A 26,300-nucleotide genomic window follows, 5' to 3' on the forward strand; every position below is an offset into this window, starting at 1 on the left:
GGGTTTCCCAAAAATGGGTTCAGGCGGATGTGCAGTCAGACTGGCGCGCGGCCTGCAGTTCGATCCTGCCGAGCGCCTCGGCGGCACGGTGAAGCGATGGCAGGAATGCCATCGCCTTGTCGGGCGGCAGTCGCATCACAGGCGCTTGCGCCGCGACGCACAGGTTGGAGCGCCCGCCGCCCGGCGAGGGCACGAGCACGGCGATGGAAAGCATGCCGGGCAGGAACTCCTCGTTGTCCAGCGCGAAGCCTTCCCGGCCGGCGCGCGTGACCTCCGCATCGATCGACGCGACGTCGGTCAACGTTCGCCCGGTGTGCGCCCGCAACGGCGCGTGTTCGATCAAACGTCTGCGTTGCGCGGCCGTCATCTGCGCCAGCAGAAGTTTGCCGCTGGCCGAGCAATGCCACGGCACGCGCGAGCCCGCACGCAGATGAAAGCGCAGCGGCGTCGCGCCTTCGACGCGGTCCAGGTAGAGCACCTCGCTGCCCGACAGCGCCGTGAGCTTGCAGCTCTCGCCCACTTGCGCGGCCAAGGCGCACAACACCGCACGCTGCGCGCCCTGACGGGCATCGTTGAGCAGCAGGCTTTCCGCAAACTGCCGCAGGCGCACGCCCTTGTCGTAGCGGCGCCCGTCGGCGCTACGTTGCAGCAGACCTGCGCCCTCGAGTTGCGCAAGCATGCGGTGCAACGTGGCCGCGGGAAGGCCGGTGGCCTTCACCAACTCCTGCCGCGAGAAGAGCCGCTCCCGCGAAGCGATGACTTCCAGCAGCGAGATGAGGCGCATCGCCGGCGAGTCGCCGTCCATGCCGTGCCGCATGGTTTCCGCGTTCATGCCGGGCGCAGCATGACGGCCGCCAGCACGAAGGCCGCCATCCACACCGTCTCCACTAGCAGCAGCACGAAGGGCTTCCACCCCGCACGCGCCAGTTGCGCGAAAGAAGTCTTGATGCCCAGCGCCGCGATGGCCAGCACCAGGCAAGCACGCGAAGCATCGTTGATGCCGTTCAGAACGATCGGTGGCATCAGGTTGAGCGAATTGAGCGCCACCATCGCGACGAAGAGCCACAGGAACCACGGCACCAGCGCCTGCCTGGCGGGTGCGCGGCCGGCGGCTTGCTGCGCTTGCGCGACTTCGCGTTGCTTCTTGAAGACGCTGGAAACCACAACCACCACCACGGTCAGCATCGCGACGCGGAACAGCTTGACGATGGTTGCGTAGTCACCCGCTTCATGGCCGAGCGTGTAGCCCGCGCCCACCACCTGCGCCACGTCATGGATGGTGCCGCCGATGAACAGGCCCGCGAGCGCCGGCGACAGGTGCAGCAGCTTGGCGATGAGCGGGTAGATCACCATCGCCAACGTGGAAAGCACCGTGACGGTGACCACGACCATCAGCGTGAAGCGGTCGCCTTCTTTTTCTCGCGGCAGCACGGCCGAGATGGCCAAGGCGGCGGAGGCACCGCAGATGGCGACTGCGCCACCGGAGAGCACGCTCTGCGCGCGCGTCAGCCCCAGCTTCTTGCCCAGCAGCACGCCGCACATCAGCGTGGTGACGACCGCCGCAATGACGATGAGCGCGGTACTCCATCCAAGCCCTGCAATCTGCGCCGCGGTGATGCGCGCGCCCAGCAGGCCGACGCCCAGGCGCAGCACGCCGCGCGAGCAGAAGTCGATGCCCGGCTTGGCCTTCACATCCTGGCTCAGGTAGTGAAAGGCGACGCCGAAGAAAAGCGCATAGAGAAACTGCGGCCCGCCATGCATCGTGGAGACGAAGGTCGCCGCCATCGCCACCACGCCTGCGAGCGCAATGCCCGGCGTGAGGTTGGTCGCGCGGCGAAGAACGCCTTGGCGCTCCAGGGCAATGGATGCGGTGGTCATTGGGCTGTCTCCATCAACGCCAGGCGGTTGGGTGCCGACTCGCTGCTCATCAACACCGCCAGCGCGCACGAGGCGACGCGGCTGGCCACGGAATCGGAGCGGCTTGTCAGCACGATGGGCACGCGCATGCCCAGCACCAGGCCCGCGCATTCGGCGCCGGCCAGGTAAACGAGTTCCTTGTAGATCATGTTGCCCGCCTCCAGGTTGGGCACAAGCAGCACGTCAGGCCGGCCCGCGACCTGCGAGGCGATGCCCTTGTTGCGCGCCGACTCCAGCGAGATGGCGTTGTCGAAAGCGAGTGGCCCGTCGACGAGGCCACCGCGGATCTGGCCGCGATCGGCCATCTTGCACAGCGCCGCTGCGTCGATGGTTCCAGGGATGGCGGGGTTCACCGTTTCCACCGCCGACAGGATCGCCACGCGCGGCAGCTCGATGCCCAGCGCGATGGCGAGGTCGATGGCGTTCTGCGCGATGTCGCGCTTGTCCATCAGCGTGGGGGCGATGTTGACCACGCAGTCCGTCATCAACAACGGCCTCGCAAGGCCGGGCACGTCCATGACGAACACATGGCTCGCGCGGCGGCCGGAGCGCAGTCCCGCGTCGCGGCTGACGGCCGCGCCCAGCAGTTCATCGCTGTGCAGCGCGCCTTTCATGAGCGCCGCGGCGCGGCCGTCGCGGCACAGGTGCGCCGCACGGGTGGCGGCCACGTTGGGATCGTCGATGGTGTCGTGCAGCACGTAGCCGGCAATCGAGACGCCGGCCGTGGCGGCTGCCGCCTCGATGCGGGCGCGCGGGCCGACCAGCAGCGGCTCGATCAGCCCCGCCTGCGCGGCAGCATGCGCCGCTTCGATCGATGCGACGTCGCACGGATAGGCCACCGCCACCGCGATGGGGCCGCGTGCACGCGCCTGTGCAACGAGCGCCGCGAGATGCGGATGGGCGGGTGACGCCGCCGTAGCCGGTGAAGACTCGGCTGCGCTGTCCAGAAGGTAGGAATTGAACATCTTGGGCTTCGTTGAGTGCCGACAAAGGAAGGGCGAGGGAGCCTGGAAGGAAGCGGCGGGCAAAGCCCCTCCCTGCCCTCTCCGCGCAGAAGGCTTTCAGACCAGGCGGTCAAGGCGTCGGGCGATGGAAGCAGCATCTGCTTTCACCGCCCGGGCCCGGGGCAGCTACGCGCTCAGACGTAGTCCTTGTACTTCTCCAGCAAACGCACGGGCTTGGCCAGCGCGTCGCGACGGAACGGGTCGCCCAGTTCGCGCGTGCACATGATCTCGACGATGCAGGTCTTGCCTTCGTTCATCTGCATGTCGATGGCCTTCTTGAGGGCCGGGCCCACGTCTTCCAGCTTGTCGACGGTAATGCCCTCGGCGCCCATGGCGCGAGCGATCTCCGCAAAGCTCTGGTTGTCGAGTTCGCCCGCCACGAAGCGGCGGTTGTAGAAGTCGACCTGGTTCTTCTTTTCCGCGCCCCACTGGCGGTTGTGGAACACCACCGCCGTCACCGGGATGTTGTGGCGCACGCAGGTCATCGTCTCCATCAGGCTCATGCCCCAGGCGCCGTCGCCGGCATAGGACACCGCGGGCCGATGTGGCGCCGCCACCTTCGCGCCGATGATGGTCGGGAAGGCGTAGCCGCAGTTGCCGAAGCTCATCGCGGCGAAGAAGCTGCGGGGCTTCTCGAAGCGCAGGTAGCTGTTGGCCACCGAGTTGATGTTGCCGATGTCGGTGGACACCATCACGTCCTCGGGCATCGCCTTTTCCAGCTCGCGCAGCACCTGGCGCGGGTGCAGGTAGTGGCCGCCGAAGGGCGTCTTTTCCTTCGACTGCTCTTCGATCATGTCGAGGCTGAAGGCATCCTTTTCGTGGGTCCATTCGTCGAGCTCCTTCTCCCACGCGGCCTTCTCGCTGGCGATCTTGTCGGCGCGCTCGGCCTTGGTGGCGTCGCAGGCCAGCGTCTTGCCTTGCAGGCGCTCCGTCAGCGCGATGGCTGCCGCTTTTGCGTCACCGCAGATGCCCACGGAGATCTTCTTGACCAGGCCGAGCATCTTGTTGTCGGCGTCGATCTGGATGATCTTCGCGGTCTTGGGCCAGTAGTCCATGCCGTGCTGCGGCAGCGTGCCGAAGGGGCCTAGGCGCGAGCCGAGCGCCACCACCACGTCGGCCTGCGCGATGAGCTTCATGGCAGCCTTGGAGCCCTGGTAGCCCAGCGGGCCGCACCACAGCGGATGGCTCGCGGGGAAGGAGTCGTTGTGCAGGTAGCTGTTGACCACCGGTGCGCCCAGGCGCTCTGCCAAGGCCTTGCACGCTTCGACCGCATCGGCCATCACCACGCCGCCGCCGGAAATGATGACGGGGAATTTGGCCGTGGCCAGCAGCTCGGCGGCCTCGTTCAGCGTCTTCTCGCCGCCGGGACCGCGGTCCAGGCGCTGGGGCTTCGGGATCTCGGCGGTGATCTCACCGTAGAAGTAGTCGCGCGGAATGTTGAGTTGCGTCGGGCCCATCTCGGACATGGCGCGGTCGAAGCAGCGGCCGGTGTACTCGGCCATGCGGGCCGGGTGCGTCACGTGGCCCTGGTACTTGGTGAACTCCTGGAACATCGGCAGCTGGTTGCACTCCTGGAAGCCGCCCAGGCCCATGCCCATGGTGCCGGTCTCGGGCGTGACGATGACCACCGGGCTGTGTGCCCAGTAGGCTGCGGCGATGGCCGTCACGCAGTTGCTGATGCCGGGGCCGTTCTGGCCGATGACCATGCCGTGGCGGCCGCTGACGCGTGCATAGCCATCGGCCATGTGGCCGGCGCCCTGCTCGTGCACCACGGGGATCAGGCGGATGCCGGCCGGCGCGAAGATGTCCATCGCGTCCATGAAGGCCGAACCCATGATGCCGAACATGTCGGTCACGCCGTTGGCCACCATCGTCTCGACGAAGGCCTCGGACGGGGTCATTTTCTGGGGGCCGACAGCAACGCTGCGGATGTCGACACGGGGTGCTTGCTTGGTCATGTTGAAGTCTCCAAATGGTCTGGTGGTCGAAAGGGAAAAAAGCGGCGCCTGACGCGCCAGGAATGGGAAGCGCGGGTGGGTTCCTGAATGCTATGAAGGCCTCCCCTGGCGCTGTGGATCCAGGGCGCAACCTTCGATGGAGCCAAGGCCGGTGGCGGCCCTGGGCGTTTCAGCGCTCGAGCGCTGTGGCGATCGGCACGGCCGCGGTGGACCGGCGTCCGAAGAGGGCTCGCACGCCGTAGGCAACGAGCAGCACGCCGAGGCTCGCGACACCCAGCAACAGGGGCTGGCGCTGCTCGGGAATGAAGGCCATGGCCACCACGATGCCGACCATGCCGACGATCGCGACCCAGGTCAGGTAGGGGTAGCACCACATGCGAACGCGCAGGCGTTCCGGGCTCTCGCGTTCGAGCTTGGCGCGAAGGCGCAACTGCGACACGGCGATCAGCACGTAGACGAAGATGGCCACGGTGCCGTAGGAGTCGACCAGGAACTGGAAGACCCGATCCGGCGACACGTACGACATGACGACGGAGGCATAGCCGAACAAGGTGCCGACCAGGATGGCGCGCACCGGCACGCCATTGCGGCTGAGCTTGGTCAGGCTCTTGGGCGCATCGCCGCGCTTGGTCAGCGCGAACAGCATCCGCGACGAAGCGTAGAGGCCGGAGTTCAATGCCGAGAGCACGGCCGTGAGCACGATGGCGTTCATCACCGTGGCCGCGCCGGGAATGCCCATGGCAGCCAAGGCGCTGACGTAGGGCGTCGTGATGGCGCTGGAGTTCCACGGCACGATGGCCACCACCAGCAGGATCGAACCGACGTAGAACACCAGCACGCGGGTGATGACCGAATTGGTGGCCTTGGCGACCGCCTTCTCGGGCTCCGCCGCTTCGGCGGCTGCGATGGTCACGATCTCCGCGCCGAAGTAGAAACCCGTGGCCGCCACCGCGCCGGTGAGGATCGGCACGATGCCATTCGGCGCAAAGCCGCCATGCGCCGTGAAGTTGACGAAGCCGGGCGACACGGTGCCGGTGACGGTCGTCGGCCACAGGCCCAGCACGAAGAGCGTGGCCAAAAAGAGGAACACGATGATCGCCGCGACCTTGATCGAGGCGAACCAGAACTCGAACTCGCCGTAGGACTTCACGGAGACCAGGTTGGTCATGGTGAGCAGCACGATCAGGCCCAGCCCCAGCATCCACTGCGGCACGTCCGGCAGCCAGAAGGACACCAGCTTGGCGCCGGCCACCGTCTCGACCGCCACCACGATGACCCAGAAATACCAGTACATCCACCCGGTGAGAAAGCCGGCCAGCGCACCGCCGCCGCGCCGGTCGGCAAAGGCGAGCCGCGCGTACTCGTAGAAGGAGCCGACGGCCGGCATGGCCACCGCCATTTCACCCAGCATGCGCATGACCAGCACGACGAGCCCGCCGGTGATCAGGAACGAGAGGATGGCGGCCGGTCCAGCCGACTGGATGACGACCGAGCTGCCGACGAACAGGCCGGCGCCGATGACGCCGCCCAGGGCGATCATCGTCATGTGTCTTTGCTTGAGGCTGCACTGCAGCCCCGAGGAAGACGTCGAATCTTTGTGCGGTTGCATGGATGTCTCCTGCTTGCGTTTCATGTCGGGTGCAGGACGGCGCCGCACAATGATGCGCTCCGCCTGCCGAATATGCCAGGGACCCTCTTGCGGCTGTGAGGCCTTGGTGCGGCCGGCCGTGGAGGCTGTGGGGGGCCGGCGTCGGCCCCGGTGCCCATCTATCGCCGCTCGTCGCGGGCGTGGTACCAGTGATAGAGCGCGCGCTGGCCGAGCCGGCGAAACGGTGCAAAGGCACGCGACTCGACCAGGTTGAGCACGTTCGGATAAGGCAGCGGCGAGTTGTAGATCGGCAGGTCGAAAACCTTGCTCTTCTTGCCGGCGATGCGCTCGGCCATCCGGCGTCCGGCGTGCGCGGAAAAGCTCACGCCGTTGCCGCCGTAGCCCAGGGCGTAGAACACGCTTTCCTTCGGGTCCGGCTGCATGACGCGCGGCATCATGTCGTGGCTCACGTCCACCCAGCCCCACCAGGAGTAGTCGATGTCGATGCCCTTGAGCGCCGGAAACTTGCGGTGCAGGCCAGCGACCAACATTTGCATGTGGCGCGGATCGGGCGCGTCGGCGCCGGTGATGGCGCTGCGGCTGCCGATCTGCACGCGGTTGTCCGGCAGCTTGCGGTAGTAGAAGCGCAGCGTGCGCGTGTCGGTGATGAAGGTGGTGGTGCGGAAGTTGGTCGCTTCCAGCTCTTCGGCCGTGAGCGGGCGCGTCACCAGCGAATTCGACAGGATCGGCATGATCTTGGAATCCAGGCTCTTGTGCAGGCCGTTGCTGGTGTAGCCGCCGGTCGCCAGGCCCACGGCGCGGGCACGCACCGTGCCGCCGGGGGTCTTCAGGTAGTGCACGCCGTTGCGCGTTTCCATGCCGAGCACCGGGCTGGCCGGATGCACCTTGACGCCGAGGGCGCGCGCCATGCGCAGGTAGCCGTGCGCGAGCTTGAGCGGGTGCACGCCGATGCCGTCGGGCTCGAGCATCGCGCCGCACGCCTCGGCTTCATTGAAGTGGTTGCTGCGCAGTTCCTCGGCGCTGAGCATGCGTGTGTCGTAGCCGAAAACCCAGCGCATCACCTTGGCCTCCTGGCGCAGGAACTCCATCTTCTTCTCGCGGTGCGCGACGTAGAAGTGGCCGCCGGGCTGAGCGTCGCACGGCACTTCGGCCACCAGGCTCTTGAAGGTCTCGTAGCCAGCGCGGATCTCCGCGTCGAGTGCGAGCGCGGTCTTCTTGCCCCAGCGCTCGATCCATTGCGAACGGTACAGCCGCCCGCTCGCGTTCTGGCCCTGGCCGCCGTTGCGGCTGGTGCAGCCCCAGATGCTCTGGTTGGCTTCCAGCACCGTGGCGCGAATGCCATGCTCGCGCGCCAGGAAGAGCGCGGTGGCCAGGCCCGTGAAGCCCGAGCCCACGATGACCACGTCGGCATCGGTGTCGGCGAGGATGGGGCCGTCGTCCGGCGGGGGCGTTCCGGCCGTGCCGACCCAGTAGGTCGGCGCGTAGTCGCGGCCGCGGCCGGGGTTGGGCGCGACCAGCGGGTCGTACTGCGGGTCGTAGGGGTTCAGGGGCGAGAGGTGCCGCGCGCTCATTTCCATGATGGGCTCCTGGCGGTCACGCGGCCGGTACGGCCTGGACGACCGCGACGGCCGCGACGGCCGGGCGATCCTTGCGGTAGGCGTTCTTCACGGCGATGCGGCCATCGCGGAAGGTGAAGACGTCGACCATGCGCGCCTCGATGCGCGAGCCGTCGGCCCTGGTGCCACGGAAGGTCGATTCCGACACGCCGCGGTCGCCGCTGACGAAGTGGTCGCCGTCCAGCCAGGCGGCGTCGGGGAAGTTCTTCCACGCGAGCTCGAAGCCTTCGCGAACGGCCTGGCGGCCGATGAAGCTGCGGCCGAGTACGTCGGGGCCACCCACCGCGTGGAACTCGCAGGTGTCGGCCATGAAGGACATCAGTGCGTCGATGTCGTGGGCGTTCCAGGCATCTGCAAATGCGCGCAGGAATGCGGCGTCGGGTCGGGTGTTGTCGGGCGGGGTCATGCGGTGTCTCCGTGCGTGTTTCGATGCGATGCACGCAGGTTATTGGCCGGAGGCGCATGGCCGTGGCACCAGATCGCCGCAATTGTTGGAGCCAGCGCTTTTGCTCCCTGAGGGGACGGGCGCTGGATACCCTGCGACTTGCCTACCGCCCCGTTCCCTATCCCCGACCCTCCCGGAGCGAGAGGGCGTTCGAGCCAACGCTAATGACCGTCGCCGCCGCGATGGCCACCACCCCCGCCGTGTCCGCCACCGCCGTGTCCACCACCTCCACCCCCGCCATGCCGATCACCATCCCCGTGGTTCCCGCCGCCCCCTCCAGCACCCGGCGGACGCCCGCCCTGCCCGGGTGGCCGGCCACCATCCCCCGGCGGTCGCATGCCCGGATCGCGAGGCGGCCTGAAGCCCGGATTGGGCGCGAATCCCGGGGGATGGTTGCCATGCCATCCGCCGGGCGGCGGGGGACGGAAATTCGGCGGCGGCGGACGCGGCTGCCACCCCGGCATCGGCGGGGGCGGTGGACGCCAGCCGGCATGCGGTGGTGGCGGCGGGGGCCGCCCACCCCACCAGCGCGGCTCGTTGTACCAAGGCCGGTCGCGGTAATAGTTGCCCCAGTAGTTGCCGATGGTGAAGCCGATGATCGGCACGCCGATGATGGCGCCGTAGCTCAAGAGCGGCACGGTCGTGCCCTGGTACGGAAAATCGAGGTTGGACGCGTAGAGCCATCCCCGCAGGCCGTCGGGCAGGATGACGTCGCACCATCCATAGCCGCGCGTGCAGCCCACCACATTGAGGGGCTGACCCGCGCCCAGCACCGCCACCACCGGATAGCCGCCGCCCGGACCGGCGCGCAGGTTGCCGCCCCGCGTGATGGCCTGCTGCGCCGACGCCAGGATCGGCACGGCAAGCGCCAGGGTCACCACGCCGGCGCGAAGCCAGCCGGGCCGGTGCTGTTGTTCTTGTTGCTGCTGCTGCATTGAATCTCCAGTACGAGTGAGCCCGGACCAACGGGCGACTGGCGCCAGAACTGTCAGCGATCTGGCGTCGTTATCCATGCAACGCCAATGTTGACCGCGAGGTGCACGCGGGCAACATTCCGTGTCGGGGATTTACAGCGCCTTCACGGAGATTTAAGCCCTGCTTCAGGCCGCTTCGCGGTAGAAGGGTTGGCGGCTCAAGCTGCGGCCGGGCAGTGGCGACACGGCCGCGCCGATGGCGGCGATGTGCTCCGGCGTGGTGCCGCAGCAGCCACCAACGATGTTCACGAGGCCGTCGGATGCGAACTCGTGCAGCAGGCGCGAGGTCACGTCGGGCGTTTCGTCAAAACCCGTTTCGCTCATCGGATTGGGCAAGCCGGCGTTGGGGTAGCAACTGATGAAGGTGTCGCCCGCCACGCGCGCCAGTTCCTGGATGTAGGGGCGCATCAGCGCAGCGCCCAGGGCGCAGTTCAGGCCGACGGCCAGCGGTTGCGCGTGGCGCACGCTGTGCCAGAACGCGGTCACGGTCTGTCCGCTCAGGATGCGGCCCGACGCATCGGTGACGGTGCCGCTGATGATGATCGGCAATCGCTCGCCGCTGGCCTCGAAGTATTCGTCGACGGCGAAGAGTGCGGCCTTGGAATTGAGCGTGTCGAAGATGGTCTCGACCAGGATCACGTCGGCGCCGCCTTCCACGAGTGCCTCGACCTGCTCGTAGTAGGACGCGCGCAGTTCTTCGAAGCTGACGTTGCGCGCACCGGGGTCGTTCACGTCGGGGCTGATGCTGGCGGTCTTGGGCGTCGGGCCCAAGGCGCCGGCGACGAAGCGGGGCTTGTCAGGCGTGCTGAACTTGTCGCAGGCCGCGCGTGCGAGCCTGGCGGATTCGAGGTTCATCTCGCGCGCCAGATCGGCCATCTTGTAGTCTTCCTGCGCGATGCGGGTCGCGCCGAAGGTGTTGGTTTCGATGAGGTCCGCACCGGCCGCGAGGTAGCCTTCATGGATGTCGCGGATGACGTCGGGGCGGGTGAGCGAGAGCAACTCGTTGTTGCCCTTGACGTCGCGTTCGAAGTCCTTGAAGCGCTCGCCACGGTACTGCTCTTCCGTGAGCTTGAAGCGCTGGATCATCGTGCCCATGGCGCCGTCGAGGATGGCGATGCGGGAGGCGAGGATGGCAGGCAGGGCCTGGCCGCGGGTGTAGGCGATGGGCTTCATGCCTCGATTGTAGAAAGCGGGCTTTGGCCGGTGGGCGCAAGGTTTATTTTCGGCAAAGGATGCACTCACCTTACGGCTGGCGCCGGTAGGTGCACGTCGGTTGCGCAACAATAGGTACAGCAGGCGGTCAGCACGGGCGCCTTGCTCACAACAAACTATCAGGGAGAAGATCGTGCGCAATATTGGATTGATTTCTGCGCTTGCAGGCGCGGCGCTTTTGAGCGGCTGTGCGCAGCAGTTGGAACAGGTAAAGCAGGTCAATCAGGCACTTGCAGCCATAAGCAACCCGCAAACTTCCAGCGGTCAATTGGGGATCGGTGGACGACAGCCAAGTCCGGCACAAGCGGCGGCGGTTGATTCCAACTTGAATACAGCAATAGGAGACCGGGCCATTGCAGAAGCGCGAAGAGAAGCTTCATCCAACATTTCAAAGCTGCTCAGAATCATGTCGTGCACGCCACAAGGCGAATATCCCCAGCGTTACTTGAATTCAATGGCGGCGCCGGGCGCCAATGTGACCCTGTACCCGCCCCCTGCCGGGACAATGCGTTACCACCCGAAGAGTCAGTGCCTGACGGTGACAAGACTTGATGGATGGCGCATGCAGGCGAAAAATGCACTTCAGTTCCGTGCGGTCTACACCTCGGATGCGAGCGGCGAAAGTTCGAACGATACCTACACGTTTATCAAACAACCTGATGGTTTTTGGCTGCTTGGCTCACCTACCTAGTACTCCGTTCCTGTAAAAGCTTTACGTTTCTGTCATCTGGAAGTCGAAGCTCTTCCACTGGAAGCGAACGGGCTGGGCGTTCATCTCGTCGATGCCTTTGAGGATGCGTTGCTTGAGTTCGTCGACTGAGGCAACCCGGATGTGACGCAGGAACGACCGAGCCATCTTCGAGAAGGCCGACTCGACGAGATTGAGCCAAGAGCCGTGCTTTGGGGTGTGCACGTACTCGAAGCGTCCCGGGCGGCTGGCCAAGTAGGCCATCGTCTCCTTGGAGATGTGGGCACTATGGTTGTCCAGCACGATGCGGATGACTGCCTCGCTCGGGTAGTGCGCATGCAAGCGTTCGAGCAGTGCGATGAACTCGCGGCTGCGATGGCGCGCCTCGACGTTGGCGATGATCTCGCCGCTATGCAGGTCCAGTGCCGCAATGATCGACAAGGTGCCATGGCGTACGTATTCGTGATCACGCCCCACCCCGGGGTGCGCACTGGGCACCGGCGGTAGATCCGGCGCTGTCACGCCCAGTGCCTGCACGCCCGGCTTCTCATCGACGCTGACGGTATAGATCGCCGTGGGACGCGCGTCGTGGGCCGCATCGACGCGATATAGGTTCACGTCGCGATAGACCATCAGCACTTCGGCCATCTTGCGCTCGAACTGCGCGTCGCGCCGCTCGAGGTAGTAGCGCACCCGGTGCGGCTTGAGCTCATGGGCGTCAAGGATGCGCCATACCGTGGTCTTGCCCGCCCGAGCCAGTCGCTCGAAGCCCGCGCTGTGCGCGTACGCGCTGACGTGCGCGGCCAACGCCGACAGCGTCCAAAGCTCCGCGGCGTAGCCCAAGTCCTTGGGCTTGCTACAGGCCAGGTCCACCACCCAGGCGCGAGCGTCATCGGTGATTTGCGGCGGGTGCGGTCGGTGGTAGCGATCCCGCAACCCCGTCGCCACACCCGTTGCCAGGGCCTTGTCGATGCACTTGTAGATCGTCGGCCGGGACGTGCCCAGCGCGCGCTGTATCTGGGTGGGCGATTGCCCATCGGCATACGCCAGCAGCACCCGGGCTCGTTCGACTTCGCGCGCCGGCGCCGTGCGCGAGCCCGCAAGCTCCTCGAGCATCGCTTTGTGCTCCTCGCTCAGCGTCAACGCTGCTCGCCCAGTCCGTCGTGCCATGCCAGCCTCCAAAAGGAATCGCTGGGCACGCATGATCGCACATGATCACAGTTACGTAAATGTTTTAACGGAACGATGTACTAGTTGAGCTGACTTCCTGGCATCGGTCAGAAAGTTGGCGTTTGTTTGCTTACGGCGCGCCGCAATGCCGCACGCGCCAGCAGCCGCGTGGAATCGAGCGTGGGCAGCGGCGAGTTGGTGTCGTTCATGATGAGCGGGATCTCGGTGCAGCCCAACACCACGGCATCGCACCCAGCGTCCTTCATGCGCCCGAACACGCGGCGGAAGGTCACGATGGCGTCGGGCTTGAAGATGCCGCAGACCAGTTCGTCCATGATGATGCGGTTGATTTCATCACGCTCCGCGTCGCTGGGGCGAACGAAGTCGAGGCCGAGTTCTTCCAGTTTGTCGGGGTAGACCTCGCTGTCGACCAGCCATCGTGTGCCCGTCACGCCGATGCGCCTGAGACCACGCCGCGCCGCATCGGCCGCCACTTCCTGCGCGATGTGCAGCCACGGCAGCGGCGAGCGCGGCATCACGAAGTCGAAGGCCTGGTGGATGGTGTTGTCGGGGCAGATCAGGAAGTCGGCGCCACTGCGCGCCAGCTTGTCGGCCGAACGCAGCATGAGTTCGCCCACGCCCTGCCAGTCGTTGCGGTAGATGCGGCCCATGTAGTCTGCGAGCGAGGGCGTGTGCATCGACACTTCTGGATGGGCGTGCGGTCCGAGCAGCGCCGCACCCTCGACGCAGATGGTCTGGTAGCAAAGCGCCGCGCCTTCGGCGGAACAGGCGACGATTCCGATGTGCTGGGGCATGGCGCGCATTGTGCGGCGACTGGCCCCGTTTTGCTGCGGCCGCGATTGCCGCACTCGCTTCAGCGCCTCTCGACGAAGCCCAGCACCGCCTCCAGCATTCGCCGCACATGCGGCCGCACACCGGCCGCCACCTCAGGCAGGTAGTCGAAGGGCAACTGCTCCTGCATGTAGCTGCACTGCGTCATCTCCAGTTGCACCGCATGCACGCCCTGCCCCGGCTGGCCGTAGTGGCGCGTGATGTGGCCGCCCTTGAAGCGGCCGTTGAGAACGCCGGTGTAGCCCGTCGCTTCTTTCGCGATCGCCAAGAGTTGCGCGGCCAGCGCCGGGTCGCAGCTTGCGCCATCGGCGGTGCCGAGGTTGAGGTCGGGCAACTTGCCCTCGAAAAAACGCGGCAGCACGGAGCGGATCGAATGTGCGTCCCACAGCGCCGCAACGCCATGCTGCGCCTTGATGCGTACGAGTTCTTCTGCCAGCTTCGCGTGATACGGCCGCCAGATGGCTTCGCGGCGTGCGGCGATTTCTTCTTCGCCCGGCACGTCGCCGTTGGCATACAGCGGTGTGTCGTCGAAGGTGTCGACCGGGCACAGGCCCGTCACGCTTTGGCCGGGATACAGGCTCGCGCCATCGGGCGGACGGTTGAGATCGATCACATAGCGCGAGTGCGTGGCCATGAGCACCGAGGCACCGAGCTCCTTCACTGCAAAGTCGTAGAGCTTGTCGAGGTGCCAATCGGTGTCGGGCACATGGCGCGCTTCATCGGTCAGCCGTGCCGCCAGCGCCGCAGGAACGTGCGTGCCGACATGCGGCATCGAGATCAGCAAGGGGCGCGTGCCCTGATGAAAGCGGAAAGGCGGCTCGGTGGTGTCGAAGAGGCTCATGGAAGTCATGCCTTGTTCTCAAGCAATTGGCGGCGTGCGGCGACGAAGCCGGCGGCCGCGCTGTCGTGAAGCGGATGGCGTCCTGCGACAACGCGGTGGCGTCCGGCAGTCCACACACCGTCGATCGCGCTGGTGCGGTGGCTCGCAAAGACGTGCGAGGACAGCATGTTGCTCGCATCGAGTCCCGCGAGCGCGGGGTGATTCGCGTCGAGCGCGACGAAGTCCGCCTGCTGTCCCACGGCGAGGCCGGCGACAGGGCGGCCCGCGGCCTGCGCACCGCCCTGCACGGCCGCCAGCGTCATCGATGTGGCGACCTGCGGATGCGCCGCACTGGCCGCGACGTTGCGCTGGCGCGTGCCCAGGCGCTGGCTGTATTCGAGCATCAGCAACTCCTCGGCCGCGTTGACGCAGATGTGGCTGTCCGAGCCCACGCCCCATGCGCCTTCCCAGCGCGGCAGGTCGAAGATGCCATCGCCGAGGTTGGCTTCGGTGGTCGGGCACAAGCCGGCGACGGCGCCACTCGCTGCGCCGCGGCGGTATTCGTCGGCGTCCATGTGGGTCGCGTGCACGAGGCACCAGCGTGCATCGACGTCCGCATGATCGAGCAGCCATGCGACCGGGCGCTGACCGCTCCAGCCGACGCAGTCGTCGACCTCCTTGGTCTGCTCGGCGATGTGGATGTGGATGGGCGCGCTGACGTCGATGGCGTTCAAGCCTGCGAGTGCCTCGCGCAGGCCTTCGGGCGGCACGGCGCGCAACGAATGCGGCGCCAAGCCGAGGCGTGCGCCTTGCTCATCGCAGGCGGGCTTGAGGCGTTCGAGCAGGCGCAGCATCGAATCGGTGGAGCGGATGAAGCGCTTCTGGCCGTCGTTCGGCGGCAGGCCGCCGAAGCCGCTGGTCTGGTAGAGCACGGGCAGCAAAGTCATGCCGATGCCGGCACGTTGCGCGGCGCGCAATAGGGCGTGCGCGAGCGTGGCGTCATCGGCATAGGGGCGCCCGTCGACGTCGTGGTGCACGTAGTGGAATTCGCAGACCGACGTGTAGCCCGCTTCGATCATCTCGACATACAAGGCCAGCGCAATGGCTTCGAGTTGGGTCGGGTCAAGGCGCGAGGCGAAGCGGTACATCAGCGTGCGCCAGCTCCAGAAGCTGTCCTGCGCCTCGCCGCGGAACTCCGTGAGGCCTGCGATCGCACGCTGAAAGGCGTGGGAGTGCAGGTTGGGCATGCCGGGGATCACGGGGCCGTTGACGACGGTTGTGCCTGCGGGTGCATCGGCGTCGGGTTGCACGTGGGTGAGTTGGCCCGATTCGTTCCACTGCAGCAGGACGTTCCGCCGCCAGCCTTGCGGCAGCAACGCATCCTTGGCGAAGAGGCTGCCGCGCGTCATACGCTGCCCTCGGCGATGCGGCCCTGGCGCACGACGGCGCGCACGGGCCGCTGCCCGAACCAGTACGCCAGCTCGGCCGCTTCGCGCACCTTCCACAGCACGAAGTTGGCGGGCTGTCCGACAGCGATCGTGCCGTGCGTCTGCTGAAGTCCCAAGGCGCGCGCGGCGTGAACGGTGACGCCATCCAGCACCTCGGGCACCGTCAGGCGGAACAGCGTGCAGGCCATGTTCATCATCAGCAAGAGACTCAGCGTTGGCGAGGTGCCGGGGTTGTGGTCGGTGGACACGGCCATCGGCACGCCGGCTGCGCGCAGCGCTTCGATGGGCGGCAGATGGGTGTCGCGCAGCGTGTAGTAGGCGCCGGGCAAAAGGGTCGCAACGGTGCCGGCTTCGCGCATGGCGTCGATGCCCTTTTGCGACAGGTATTCGATGTGGTCGCAGGACAGCGCCCCATAGCGCGCGGCCAATGCAGCGCCTCCCATGTCGGACAGTTGCTCTGCGTGCAGCTTGACGGGCAAGCCGAGTTGTTGCGCAGCCTTGAAGACGCGCTCTGTTTCATCGAGTGTGAAGGCGATGCGTTCGCAGAACACGTCGACGGCATCGACGAGGCCTTCCGCGGCGAGCGCGGGCAGCATCCCGGTGCAGACAAGGTCAATGTACTCGCTGCTGCGGCCCGCATATTCCGGCGGCAATGCGTGCGCACCGAGGAAGGTGGTGCGCACCGTCACGCCGAAATGCTCACCCAGGCGACGCGCGACGCGCAACTGCTTGCGTTCGTGCTCCAGGGCAAGGCCGTAGCCGGACTTGATCTCGATGGCGCAGACGCCTTCGGCCAGCAGGTTGACGAGGCGCGCTGCGGCGCTTTCGAAGAGGTCGTCTTCGCTGGCCTCGCGGGTCGCGCGCACGGTGGAGACGATGCCGCCGCCGGCTTTCGCGACTTCTTCGTAGCTTGCGCCGGCCAGGCGCATCGCAAATTCGTTGGCGCGTTGGCCGCCGTAGACGAGGTGGGTGTGGCAATCGACGAGTCCCGGCGTGACGAGTGCGCCGCCGCCGTGATGCGCCTGCAGGTGGGCGTCTGACGCTGGCGTGGCTGCGCGCTCGCCGACCCATCGGACGACGCCCTGCTCCACCACGATGGCGGTGTCGGTGCCGGCCGTGTCGCGCAGGCCAGTCCACAGGCCATCGGCAGAGGGAAGCGAGTTGAACGGTTTCATGTTCATCGGATCAGCTCTTCTTCGGATAGTGCGACCAGCGCACTGCTACGAGGGTGGCGCCAGCCGTCAGGGGCTCCAGCGTCCACGCAAGAGGGCTTTGCGCCCACCACAGGCCTTCGTCTTTGTGCAGCGTTTCGTCACCTGCACGCCATTGGCCATCGAGGCACATCAGCAGGCCATCGCGTGCGGCATCCAGCGTTTGCGGACTCCGGATCACTCGCACATCAGCAGCACACGTCGCACGCCGGCTCATGACGTTGAAGTCGCTCGATGCGCCGCCGAGCAAGGTGCAATCGAGCGCCACGTCGCCGCTGAATGCGAAGGGTTCATGGGGCTTGTCGAGGCGATGGTCGATGTGGTCGTTGGAATGCAGTCGCACCCCATCGCCGTCGAGCAACATGATCGTCCGGTCCACCCCCGCGAAGATCGAGAACGGTCCGCTCGCGGCGATGGTCGCGATGCTCACGCGCCAGTCGAAGTGCTCGATGCCTGCGCCTGGTGGCCAGCACGCGATCTCGCGCGTGGTGCCGCCGCCGTTCTTCCAAGGGGTGGAGGGCAGGCTCGCGACGGAGAAGCGATGGTGTGCAGTCATAGGTCTTCACTCCCTCTCCCTCCGGGAGAGGGTTGGGGTGAGGGCACCGGGCCTTGGCTGAGACCATCGCCCGATCCATCGCCGAGTGCCCTCACCCTGCCCTCTCCCGGAGGGAGAGGGGAAAGAGAAGTCGGAGTCACTTGATCATCGGCAGCTTCAGGCCGTGCTTCTTCGCCGTGGCGACGGCAACGTCATAACCCGCATCCGCATGCCGCATCACACCCGAGCCGCAGTCGTTCACCAGCACGCGCGCCAAACGCTCAGCCGCCGCATCAGTGCCATCGGCCACGATCACCATGCCCGAGTGCTGCGAGTAGCCCATGCCCACGCCACCGCCGTGGTGCAGGCTCACCCAGGTCGCGCCGCCCGAAGTGTTGAGCAACGCATTCAGCAACGGCCAGTCACTCACCGCATCGGTGCCGTCCTTCATCGATTCGGTCTCGCGGTTCGGGCTCGCAACGGAACCCGTGTCCAGGTGGTCACGACCAATCACGATCGGGCCCTTCAACTCGCCGTTCTTCACCATCTCGTTGAACGCCAGACCGGCCTTGTCGCGCTCGCCCAGACCCAGCCAGCAGATGCGCGCCGGCAGGCCCTGGAAGCTGATGCGCTCGCGCGCCATGTCGAGCCAGCGGTGCGTGTGCTTGTTCTCGGGGAACAGCTCCTTGATCTTCTGGTCGGTCTTGTAGATGTCTTCCGGGTCGCCCGAGAGCGCCACCCAGCGGAACGGTCCCTTGCCTTCGCAGAACAGCGGCCGGATGTACGCGGGCACGAAGCCGGGGAAGTCGAAGGCGTTCTTCACGCCTTCGTCGAACGCGACCTGGCGGATGTTGTTGCCGTAGTCCACGGTCGGGATGCCCATCGACTGGAAGTCGAGCATGGCCTGCACGTGCACGGCGCAGGACTTCGCGGCAGCAGCCGTCAGCGCGGCGTGCTGCGACGGGTCCTTCATCGCGGCTTGCCATTGCGGCACGGTCCAGCCGCTGGGCAGGTAGCCGTTGATGAGGTCGTGCGCCGAGGTCTGGTCGGTCACGAGATCGGGCTTGATGCCGCCGGCCTTCGCGCGCTTCACGAGTTCCGGAAGGATGTCGGCCGCGTTGCCCAGCAGCGCGATCGACACGGCCTCTTTCGCGGCGGTGTGCTGCGCGATTAGTTCCAGCGCGTGGTCGATGTCGCGCGCCTGCTTGTCGACGTAGCGCGTGCGCAGGCGGAAGTCGATGCTCGACTGCTGGCATTCGATGTTGAGCGACACCGCGCCCGCCAGCGTGGCAGCCAATGGTTGCGCGCCGCCCATGCCGCCGAGACCGGCCGTGAGGATCCACTTGCCCGACAGATCGTCGTTGTAGTGCTGGCGACCCGCTTCGACGAAAGTCTCGAAGGTGCCCTGCACGATGCCCTGGCTGCCGATGTAGATCCAGCTGCCGGCCGTCATCTGGCCGTACATGAAGAGGCCCTTCTGGTCGAGCTCGTTGAAGTGCTCCCAGTTGGCCCACTTGGGCACGAGGTTGGAGTTGGCCAGCAGCACGCGCGGTGCGTTCGCGTGCGTCTTGAACACACCGACCGGCTTGCCCGACTGGATCAGCAGCGTCTCGTCATCGTTGAGTTCCTTGAGCGACGCGAGGATCTGGTCGAAGCATTCCCAGTTGCGCGCCGCGCGGCCGATGCCGCCGTACACCACCAGGTCTTGCGGGCGCTCGGCCACTTCGGGGTCGAGGTTGTTCTGGAGCATGCGGTAGGCAGCTTCGGTGAGCCAGCTCTTGCAGCTCAGTTCGCTGCCGCGCGGGGCGCGGATCACGCGGCTGGCGTCATGGCGCGGGTCGCTCAGCGCTGCGGTCTTGGCGAGGAACTTGTCGGGTGCGTTCATGGTGATGTCCTTGGAAGAAGTCTTGATGTGGGGTGGCAAATATTGCGTGTGGCGATGTCAGGCCGGTTGACGCGCATCGCCTGCGATGGCGGTTGCCGCCGGGCGGATCGCAGCGCTGCCAGGCATTGCCGCGTCGGTGGGATAGATCATGCTGGCCGGAACCTTCATCGTTCGCTTGGCCAGCGGGTAGTACACGAGGCAGGTGACGACCAGGCTCACGATCCAGGACACGTCGGCGCCGCCGAGCATCGTGGCGATCGGGCCTTTGTACATCGCCTGGTTCAGGAACGGAATCTGCACCACCACCCCCAGCACGTAGCAGCCCAGCGCCACCGGGTTGTAGGCGCCGTAGCGGCCATTGCAGTCGTACAGGGCGGGAATGTCCACCTTTTCCTTCGAGACCAGGTAGTAGTCGACCAGGTTCACCGCGCTCCAGGGCACGAAGACCGCCAGCAGCAGCAGCACGAAGTTCTTGAAGTTGTTGAGGAAGTCGGCACTGGCCAGCAGCGCGACGCCCATCGACACCAGCACGAAGCCGACGATGTAGAGCATGCGGGCACGCGACGAAATCTGCGACTTGTTGTTGAAGGCGCTCACCGTGGTGAGGATGGTCATGAAGCCGCCGTAGGCATTCAGGCAGTTGACCGTGAGCTTGCCGGTGACGATGACCACGTAGATCAGCACCGCGACCGTGGGACCGGCCAGGTCGCCCATGAATCCGACCTGGTTCTTCAGGAAGTTGCCGCCCAGGGCTGCGACCAGCACGCCGAAGGTCATGGCCAGCTGCGCGCCGATGACGCTGCCCGAGAAGGTGGTCCAGAAGGTCGAGGCGATGGTGGTGCGCGTCGGCAGGTAGCGCGAGTAGTCGGCCACGTAGGGCGCGAAGGTCATCTGCCAGCCGGCCGACAGCGCGATGGTCAGCAGCAGGGTCGACACCGTGAACGGCTTCTGGCCGAAGGCGCTGGCAACGTCGTGCTGCGCGAACAGCTGGAACGCCAGGTAGCCGAAGCCCAGGATGCCGACCACGGTGGCGATGCGGCCGACCACGTGGATCAGCCGGTAGCCCACCACCGCTACCAGCGCGGTGAGCGAGCCGAACACCAGGATGCCGAACTCCGGCGCGCTGACGCCGAAGATGCGGTTGATCGCCTGCCCCGACAGCACGGTGCCGGTGGCGGCAAAGCCCAGGTACATCAGGATGACCAGCACCAGCGGCAAGGCCGCGCCGCGCACGCCGAACTGCACGCGGCTGGAGATCATTTGCGGCAGGCCCAGGCGCGGGCCTTGCGCCGAATGCAGCGCCATCACGATGCCGCCGAGCACGTTGCCGATCAGCAATCCGATGATGGCCGTGAGCGCCTCCGCGCCGAACACGATGGCCAGCGCGCCGTCGACCACGGCCGTGATCTGCATGTTGGCGCCGAACCAGAGGGTGAACTGGCTGCGCGGCGCGCCGTGGCGCTCGTGCTCGGGAACCATGTCGATGGTTCGGGTTTCAACGCCGCCGAGGGGCGATTCCGCTTCGATGTGCATGTGGTGCTTTCCTTGTCCCCCCGGTTGCTGGACTGTACAACTTGGCGATTTACTTGTCTAAGTTGTATATACCAATTGTGTGGTTTACTCTCGCAGACGTCAATACGTTTGCCGACGCCAAACCCTCAGGTAAACCCTATGAACACCATCGTTTCGACGCCTTCCGCAGCGGACGCCGATGCCGGCGTGCCCGCGTTCCAGCGCATCAAGGACCACGTGCTTCACCAGATCCATACGGGGCAGTGGGTCGAGGGGCAGGCCATTCCGAGCGAGGCGATGCTGGCCAGGCAGTTCGGCGTGTCGCGCATGACGGTGAACCGCGCGCTGCGCGAGTTGAGCGACGACCAGACGCTGGTGCGCGTGCAGGGGTCGGGCACCTTCGTGGCGCAGCAGAAGTACCAGGCCACGCTGATCCAGTTGCGCAACATCGCCGAGGAGATCGCGGCGCGCGGCCACGTGCACCGGGGCGAACTTCAACGGCTGGAGCGCTGCAAGGCCGATCCCGCGCTGGCGCGCCAGTTCAACCTGCCGGGGCATCCGGCGCTCTTCCATTCGGTGGTGATTCACTTCGAGAACAACGTGCCGATCCAGCTGGAAGACCGGTATGTCAACCCGGCCGTGGCGGCGGACTACATGGCGCAGGACTTCTCCAGCCAGACGCCCAATGCCTACCTGATGCGCGTGGCGCCCTTGCAGGGCGTGGAGTTCTCGATCGAGGCTTGCCTGCCGCCCGCCGAAGTGGCCGAGCAACTGCACATGGCGGCCATGGAGCCCTGCCTGGTGCTGCGGCGCAAGACGCTGTCTCAGGGTCAGGTCGCCACGGTGTCGGCGCTCTGGCATCCGGCTTCGCGCTACCAGTTCACCGGGAGTTTTTGAGCCGGCGCGGCCGGGACTTGGCCGGCTCGCTTCTTGCGAAGTCTCAAGTCGGAGATGGCCGAGCCACGTCGACTTGAGAGCGATGCGCTCCGCTCAGCCGGCGTGGCTGGGCAGGATGTCCAGCAGTGCGGCGGGCATCGCGGCTTCCAGGGCCCACAGGCGCATGGCTTCGATGTCGGGTGCGAGGTAGCGGTCGCGTTCGAGGTAGGCGACCTTCGTGCGGATGGTTGCGAATTCGGCTTCGACGAGCGCTGAGCTTTTCAGCCCGCGCTTGAGCTCGATGCCTTGCGCTGCAGCCATGGCTTCGATGCCAACGACCACCGCCGTGTTGTTCACCATGTCGCCCAGCCGGCGCGCCGCGTAGGTCGCCATCGACACGTGGTCTTCCTGATTGGCGGAAGTAGGCAAGCTGTCGACGCTGCCCGGATGCGCCATCGACTTGTTCTCCGAGGCGAGCGCCGCGGCCGTGACCTGCGCAATCATGAAGCCGGAGTTGAGGCCGCCCTCGTGCACGAGGAAAGGCGGCAGGCCCGACAAGCCCGTGTCGAGCATCAGCGCCAGGCGGCGCTCCGAAATGGCGCCGATCTCCGAGATGGCCAGCGCAATGATGTCGGCCGCGAAAGCCACCGGCTCCGCGTGGAAGTTGCCGCCCGAGATGACTTCGCCCGTGTCGGTGAAGACCAGCGGGTTGTCCGACGCGGCATTCGCCTCGATCACCAGCACGCGTGCCGCGTGCGTGAGGTTGTCCAGGCACGCGCCCATGACCTGCGGGATGCAGCGGATCGAATACGGGTCTTGCACGCGGCCGCAGTCGGGGTGCGAAGGCACGATCTCGCTGCCGTCGAGCAGGGTGCGCACGGCGCCGGCCACGGCGATTTGCCCGGGCTGGCCGCGCGCGGCGTGGATGCGTGCGTCGAAGGGCTTGATGGAACCCTGGATTGCTTCGAGCGACAGTGCGCCCGACATCAAGGCCGATGCAAAAACATTCTCCGCGCCGAAGAGGCCGGTGAGTGCGAGTGCGGTCGACACCTGCGTGCCGTTGAGCAGCGCCAGCCCTTCCTTCGGTCGCAGCACGAAGGGTTCGAGGCCGACGAGGCGCATCGCCTCGGCACCGCTCACCGTCTTGCCTTCGGCGGTGACGGCTTCGCCCTCACCAATCAGCACGCAGGCCATGTGCGCCAGCGGCGCGAGGTCGCCCGATGCGCCGACCGAACCCTTGCACGGAATGCTCGGCGTGATGCCGGCGTTGAACAGCGCCAGCAGCGCCTCGACCAAGGCAGGCCGCACGCCCGAATGCCCGCGCGCCAGGCTCACCGCCTTGGTCGCGAGCACGAGACGCACCACGGCTGAATCCAGCGGCGTGCCCGTGCCGACGCTGTGCGAGAGCACGAGGTTGCGTTGCAGTTCGGCCAGATGGTCGTTGCCGATGCGCGTGCTCGCGAGCTTGCCGAAGCCGGTGTTGATGCCGTAGACGACTTCGTCGTTGTCGACGATGTGCTGGACGGCGGCTTGGGCTGCGGTCATGCCAGGGAGGGTGGAAGGATCGAGCGCCAGCGTGACGCCGCCGGCGTGGATGCGGCGAAGGAGGGCGAGGTCGACTTTTCCGGGGGTGAGGGTGATGGTGGTCATAGGCTGTCTATACAGGTAGGGCGGCACGAAAGAACGCGGCGCGTGGTTTAGCTCCCTCCCCTTCCGGGGGAGGGTTGGGGTGGGGGCACGGGGCGGTTGTGAAGGTGCACGGTGTTCAACGGCCGCATGCCCCCATCCCAACCTTCCCCCGGAGGGGGAAGGAGAAAGAAAAAAGATCTGCGGGCTTTCGTCACTGCGTCACCCCGAAGTCGGATTGCCATCCGCACGAAACCGGCTGCCCAGCCGGTAGCGCGATGCAGGATGCAGGCAACGCACCAGCGTCACCGGCACCGTGCGCGTCCAGGTGCGGCGCGTGAGCAGAAGGCAGGGTTCGGCAGCCGGCATCGCGAGGCGCAGGGCCTGCTCGACCGTCGGCAACACAGCATCGACCAGATGCTCGATCTGGTCAAACGGCACGTGCCGCACGAGGTATTCGCTTGGCGGCGTCGTCGCGAGGTTCTGCTCCATGAAGTCGGGCACGACGCGCGGATTCACGTACCGGTCTTCCAGTTGCACCGGCACGCCGTCTTCCAGATGCAGGCACACGGTGTGGAACACCGACTCGCCGGCGCGCACGTCCAGCCACGCCGCCACGTCCGTTGACGCAGCGATGCGCTCCGACGTCACGAGTTGGTAGCCGTAGTCATGCCCCCGCGCGCGGATCTCGCTGGCGATGTTGGCGATCTGCAGCAGCGTCGATTGCGGCTTGTCTTCCGCGACGAAACTGCCCACGCCGGCCACGCGCACGATGCGGCCCTGCTCCACCAGTTCGCGCAATGCACGGTTGGCCGTCATGCGCGAAATGCCGAACTGCGTCACCAACTCGTTCTCCGAGGGCAGGCGATGGCCCGCGGGCCACGAGCCGTCCTGGATCTTGCGGGTGATGTGCTGCTTGACCTGTTCGTACAGGGCGAGCGCCGGCAAATCGCGTTTCATGGTCAATGCTCCGCCGCGGCCATCGATTCGGCGCGGATTTCCTCGGTCAGCCGCGCCTTGATTTCCATGAACTCCGGCGAGGTCTTGATGGTGTAGTGGCGCGGATGCGGAAAGTCCACCGCGATCTCGGTCTTGATGCGGCCCGGGCGCGCGCTGAAAACGGCCACGCGGTTGGCCATGAAGATGGCTTCGTCAATGTCGTGCGTGACGAAAAGCACTGTCTTCTGCGCTGACTCCCAGATGCCGAGCAGCAGTTCCTGCATCAGCACGCGGGTCTGGTTGTCGAGCGCGCCGAAGGGCTCGTCGAGCAGCAGCATCTTGGGGTCGTTGGCCAAGGCCCGTGCGATGGCGGTGCGTTGCTGCATGCCGCCCGACAACTGCTTGGGAAAGTGGTTCTCGAAACCACGCAAGCCCACCTTGGCAATGAAGAATTCGCTGCGCTCCTTCTGCTCAGCCTCGCTCATGCCGCGCTCGCGCAGGCCGAAGCGGATGTTCTGCGCGATGGTGAGCCAGGGGAACAGCGTGTAGCTCTGGAACACCACGCCGCGGTCCGCACCGGGGCCGTCGATGGGTTGGCCGTCGAGCAGCACCTGGCCGGTGGTCGGGAAGTCGAGGCCGGCGACGATGCGCAACAGCGTGGACTTGCCGCAGCCCGAGGGGCCGAGGATGGTGACGAAGTCGTTTTCCTTGACTTCGAAGTCGATGGGAAGAAGCGCCTGCGTGCGCTGGCCCTTGGTGCCTTCGAAGACGCGGGAGACGCCCTGGATGGAGAGTTGGTTGATGCTCATACGACGCTTTCGTCTTGCTCCTTCCCCCTCCGGGGCTGAGAGCCGCGGCTCCAAGCCCGCCCGCGCGGGCTTGGACGGCTGGAAGGGCCTGCGCCTCTGGCGCTGGCACGTGGGGTTGGGATGGGGGCATGGGCGGTTAGTGCGGGCAGTGCGATTGCAAAGGCTGCGTGCCCCCACCCCAACCCTCCCCCGAGAGGGGAGGGAGTAAATTCAAACGCGCTCATATCGTGCTCCATGCAAACAGGCGGCGGTTGAGCGCCTTGAACGCAAAGTCGGAGACGAGACCAATGACCCCGATCACGATGATCCCGAAGATGATCTGCCCCGTGTTCAGCAGCGCCTGGCTGTCCGTGATCATGTGCCCGATGCCCGAGGACGAGCCGATCAGCTCCGCCACGATCACATAGGTCCACGCCCAGCCCAGCACCAGCCGCAGCGTCTCCGCGATGCCCGGCGCGGCGCCCGGAATCAGCACGCGCTTGACGATGCCGCTGCTGTTGGCGCCCAGCGTGTACGCCGCCTCCACCAGGTCCTTGCGCGCACCGCCGACGATGACGGCCACCATCAGGATGATCTGGAACACCGAGCCGATGAAGATGACGAGCAGCTTCTGCGTCTCGCCGATGCCCGCCCACAAGATCAGCAGCGGAATGAAAGCCGACGCCGGCAGGTAGCGGCAGAACGAAACGAAGGGCTCGAAAAAAGCCTCCACCGGCTTCCACGCCCCCATCGCGATGCCCAGCGGCACCGCGATGATCGCGGCCAGCACGAAGCCGCCGAACACCCGCCACACCGTCATGCCGATGTCGTGGATGAAGTTGAACTCGGTGAAGAGCAGATAGCCCTCTTTCACCATCGTCACCGGGCTCGCGAGGAAGGTCGGCTTGACGAAGCCGCCCAGCGTGGCAACGGCCCACACGGCGACGAACAGCACGAAGAAGCCGATGCCGAGCACCCAGCGTGCGCGGCTGCTGACGGGCTCCAGAGGTGCCACCGGCCGGCGGCGGCGTACGGCGATGGCGGGGGCGGACGCCTGAACGGGCGGCTTCATGGCAGTAGTGGTATTCATGGGCGTGGAGGAAGTCGTGAGGATTTCGTAGCGAGGGCGCCGAGGTCGGGTCGAGGAGCGGAGCCGTACTCCAGTACGGTGAGCACCGCAGGCCCGAGATCGGCGGCCGCAGTAGAAAGACTCGC

General features: G+C 66.3%; 23 protein-coding genes. 2 read left to right on the forward strand and 21 right to left on the reverse strand.

Going from position 1 to position 26,300, the window contains the following annotated elements:
- Positions 1-19 precede the first annotated feature (19 nt).
- The 9 genes from QTI66_RS05550 to QTI66_RS05590 form a co-directional block, all read right to left on the reverse strand.
- Positions 20-832, reverse strand: a complete 813-nt coding sequence (locus tag QTI66_RS05550) for an IclR family transcriptional regulator (protein ID WP_286558019.1) — start codon at positions 830-832, stop codon at positions 20-22.
- The gene (locus QTI66_RS05555) at positions 829-1,878 is read right to left on the reverse strand and encodes a YeiH family protein (protein WP_286558020.1); all 1,050 of its coding nucleotides are present in this window, start codon (positions 1,876-1,878) and stop codon (positions 829-831) included. Before QTI66_RS05555 ends, QTI66_RS05550 begins: the two co-directional genes overlap by 4 nt.
- Positions 1,875-2,882, reverse strand: coding sequence for a bifunctional enoyl-CoA hydratase/phosphate acetyltransferase (locus QTI66_RS05560; protein WP_286558021.1), 1,008 nt, complete (start codon positions 2,880-2,882; stop codon positions 1,875-1,877). Before QTI66_RS05560 ends, QTI66_RS05555 begins: the two co-directional genes overlap by 4 nt.
- 173 nt (positions 2,883-3,055) lie before the next feature.
- Entirely contained in the window at positions 3,056-4,879 is a 1,824-nt protein-coding gene (xsc, locus tag QTI66_RS05565) for a sulfoacetaldehyde acetyltransferase (RefSeq protein WP_286558022.1), read from the reverse strand.
- Positions 4,880-5,048: 169 nt separating this feature from the next.
- The gene (locus tag QTI66_RS05570) at positions 5,049-6,488 is read right to left on the reverse strand and encodes an amino acid permease (protein WP_286558024.1); all 1,440 of its coding nucleotides are present in this window, start codon (positions 6,486-6,488) and stop codon (positions 5,049-5,051) included.
- Positions 6,489-6,646: 158 nt separating this feature from the next.
- Positions 6,647-8,059, reverse strand: coding sequence for an NAD(P)/FAD-dependent oxidoreductase (locus QTI66_RS05575; RefSeq protein ID WP_286559009.1), 1,413 nt, complete (start codon positions 8,057-8,059; stop codon positions 6,647-6,649).
- Between the two features lie 22 nt (positions 8,060-8,081).
- Entirely contained in the window at positions 8,082-8,510 is a 429-nt protein-coding gene (locus QTI66_RS05580) for a nuclear transport factor 2 family protein (protein ID WP_286558025.1), read from the reverse strand.
- A gap of 200 nt (positions 8,511-8,710) precedes the next feature.
- Positions 8,711-9,484: an SH3 domain-containing protein gene (locus QTI66_RS05585; RefSeq protein ID WP_286558027.1), complete on the reverse strand. Its 774-nt coding sequence runs from the start codon at positions 9,482-9,484 to the stop codon at positions 8,711-8,713.
- 165 nt (positions 9,485-9,649) lie between these two features.
- Entirely contained in the window at positions 9,650-10,696 is a 1,047-nt protein-coding gene (locus QTI66_RS05590) for a homocysteine S-methyltransferase family protein (RefSeq protein ID WP_286558028.1), read from the reverse strand.
- A gap of 172 nt (positions 10,697-10,868) precedes the next feature.
- On the opposite strand from QTI66_RS05590, the gene QTI66_RS05595 reads away from it, so the two are divergent.
- Positions 10,869-11,426, forward strand: a complete 558-nt coding sequence (locus QTI66_RS05595; RefSeq protein ID WP_286558029.1) for a YceB family lipoprotein — start codon at positions 10,869-10,871, stop codon at positions 11,424-11,426.
- Positions 11,427-11,447: 21 nt separating this feature from the next.
- Here the strand turns inward: QTI66_RS05595 and QTI66_RS05600 are convergent, their stop codons facing one another.
- The 8 genes from QTI66_RS05600 to QTI66_RS05635 form a co-directional block, all read right to left on the reverse strand.
- Complete coding sequence (locus QTI66_RS05600) at positions 11,448-12,593, reverse strand: IS630 family transposase (RefSeq protein WP_286558030.1); 1,146 nt, start codon at positions 12,591-12,593, stop codon at positions 11,448-11,450.
- 107 nt (positions 12,594-12,700) lie between these two features.
- Positions 12,701-13,408, reverse strand: coding sequence for an aspartate/glutamate racemase family protein (locus QTI66_RS05605; protein ID WP_286558031.1), 708 nt, complete (start codon positions 13,406-13,408; stop codon positions 12,701-12,703).
- 59 nt (positions 13,409-13,467) lie between these two features.
- Positions 13,468-14,295 (reverse strand): N-formylglutamate deformylase, encoded by an 828-nt coding sequence (gene hutG / locus QTI66_RS05610; RefSeq protein ID WP_444814949.1) that lies wholly within the window; start codon positions 14,293-14,295, stop codon positions 13,468-13,470.
- Positions 14,292-15,674 (reverse strand): formimidoylglutamate deiminase, encoded by a 1,383-nt coding sequence (locus QTI66_RS05615; RefSeq protein WP_286558032.1) that lies wholly within the window; start codon positions 15,672-15,674, stop codon positions 14,292-14,294. The genes hutG and QTI66_RS05615 overlap by 4 nt, the downstream gene beginning before the upstream one ends.
- Positions 15,671-16,894, reverse strand: coding sequence for an imidazolonepropionase (gene hutI / locus QTI66_RS05620; protein ID WP_444814950.1), 1,224 nt, complete (start codon positions 16,892-16,894; stop codon positions 15,671-15,673). The genes QTI66_RS05615 and hutI overlap by 4 nt, the downstream gene beginning before the upstream one ends.
- A gap of 4 nt (positions 16,895-16,898) precedes the next feature.
- Complete coding sequence (locus QTI66_RS05625; RefSeq protein ID WP_286558033.1) at positions 16,899-17,480, reverse strand: HutD/Ves family protein; 582 nt, start codon at positions 17,478-17,480, stop codon at positions 16,899-16,901.
- 136 nt (positions 17,481-17,616) lie between these two features.
- A complete protein-coding gene (gene hutU / locus QTI66_RS05630) occupies positions 17,617-19,344 on the reverse strand; it encodes a urocanate hydratase (RefSeq protein WP_286558034.1) in 1,728 nt (575 codons plus the stop codon).
- A gap of 57 nt (positions 19,345-19,401) precedes the next feature.
- Positions 19,402-20,877 carry a purine-cytosine permease family protein gene (locus tag QTI66_RS05635; protein ID WP_286558036.1) on the reverse strand — a complete coding sequence of 492 codons (1,476 nt, stop codon included), beginning with the start codon at positions 20,875-20,877 and terminating at the stop codon, positions 19,402-19,404.
- A 138-nt stretch (positions 20,878-21,015) separates the two neighbouring features.
- Between QTI66_RS05635 and hutC (QTI66_RS05640) the strand changes: the two genes are divergently transcribed.
- Positions 21,016-21,753: a histidine utilization transcriptional repressor HutC gene (hutC, locus tag QTI66_RS05640; protein WP_286558038.1), complete on the forward strand. Its 738-nt coding sequence runs from the start codon at positions 21,016-21,018 to the stop codon at positions 21,751-21,753.
- 93 nt (positions 21,754-21,846) lie between these two features.
- Here the strand turns inward: hutC (QTI66_RS05640) and hutH are convergent, their stop codons facing one another.
- From hutH to QTI66_RS05660, 4 genes are all read right to left on the reverse strand, one after another.
- Positions 21,847-23,382, reverse strand: coding sequence for a histidine ammonia-lyase (gene hutH, locus QTI66_RS05645; protein WP_286558039.1), 1,536 nt, complete (start codon positions 23,380-23,382; stop codon positions 21,847-21,849).
- Between the two features lie 198 nt (positions 23,383-23,580).
- On the reverse strand, positions 23,581-24,318 hold the full coding sequence (hutC, locus tag QTI66_RS05650) for a histidine utilization transcriptional repressor HutC (RefSeq protein WP_286558040.1): 738 nt from the start codon (positions 24,316-24,318) through the stop codon (positions 23,581-23,583).
- A 2-nt stretch (positions 24,319-24,320) separates the two neighbouring features.
- Positions 24,321-25,100 carry an ABC transporter ATP-binding protein gene (locus QTI66_RS05655; RefSeq protein ID WP_286559015.1) on the reverse strand — a complete coding sequence of 260 codons (780 nt, stop codon included), beginning with the start codon at positions 25,098-25,100 and terminating at the stop codon, positions 24,321-24,323.
- Between the two features lie 226 nt (positions 25,101-25,326).
- Complete coding sequence (locus tag QTI66_RS05660; protein WP_444814951.1) at positions 25,327-26,175, reverse strand: ABC transporter permease; 849 nt, start codon at positions 26,173-26,175, stop codon at positions 25,327-25,329.
- Positions 26,176-26,300 lie beyond the last annotated feature (125 nt).

Source organism: Variovorax brevis, from assembly GCF_030317105.1.
Classification (GTDB): Bacteria; Pseudomonadota; Gammaproteobacteria; order Burkholderiales; family Burkholderiaceae_C; genus Variovorax; species Variovorax brevis.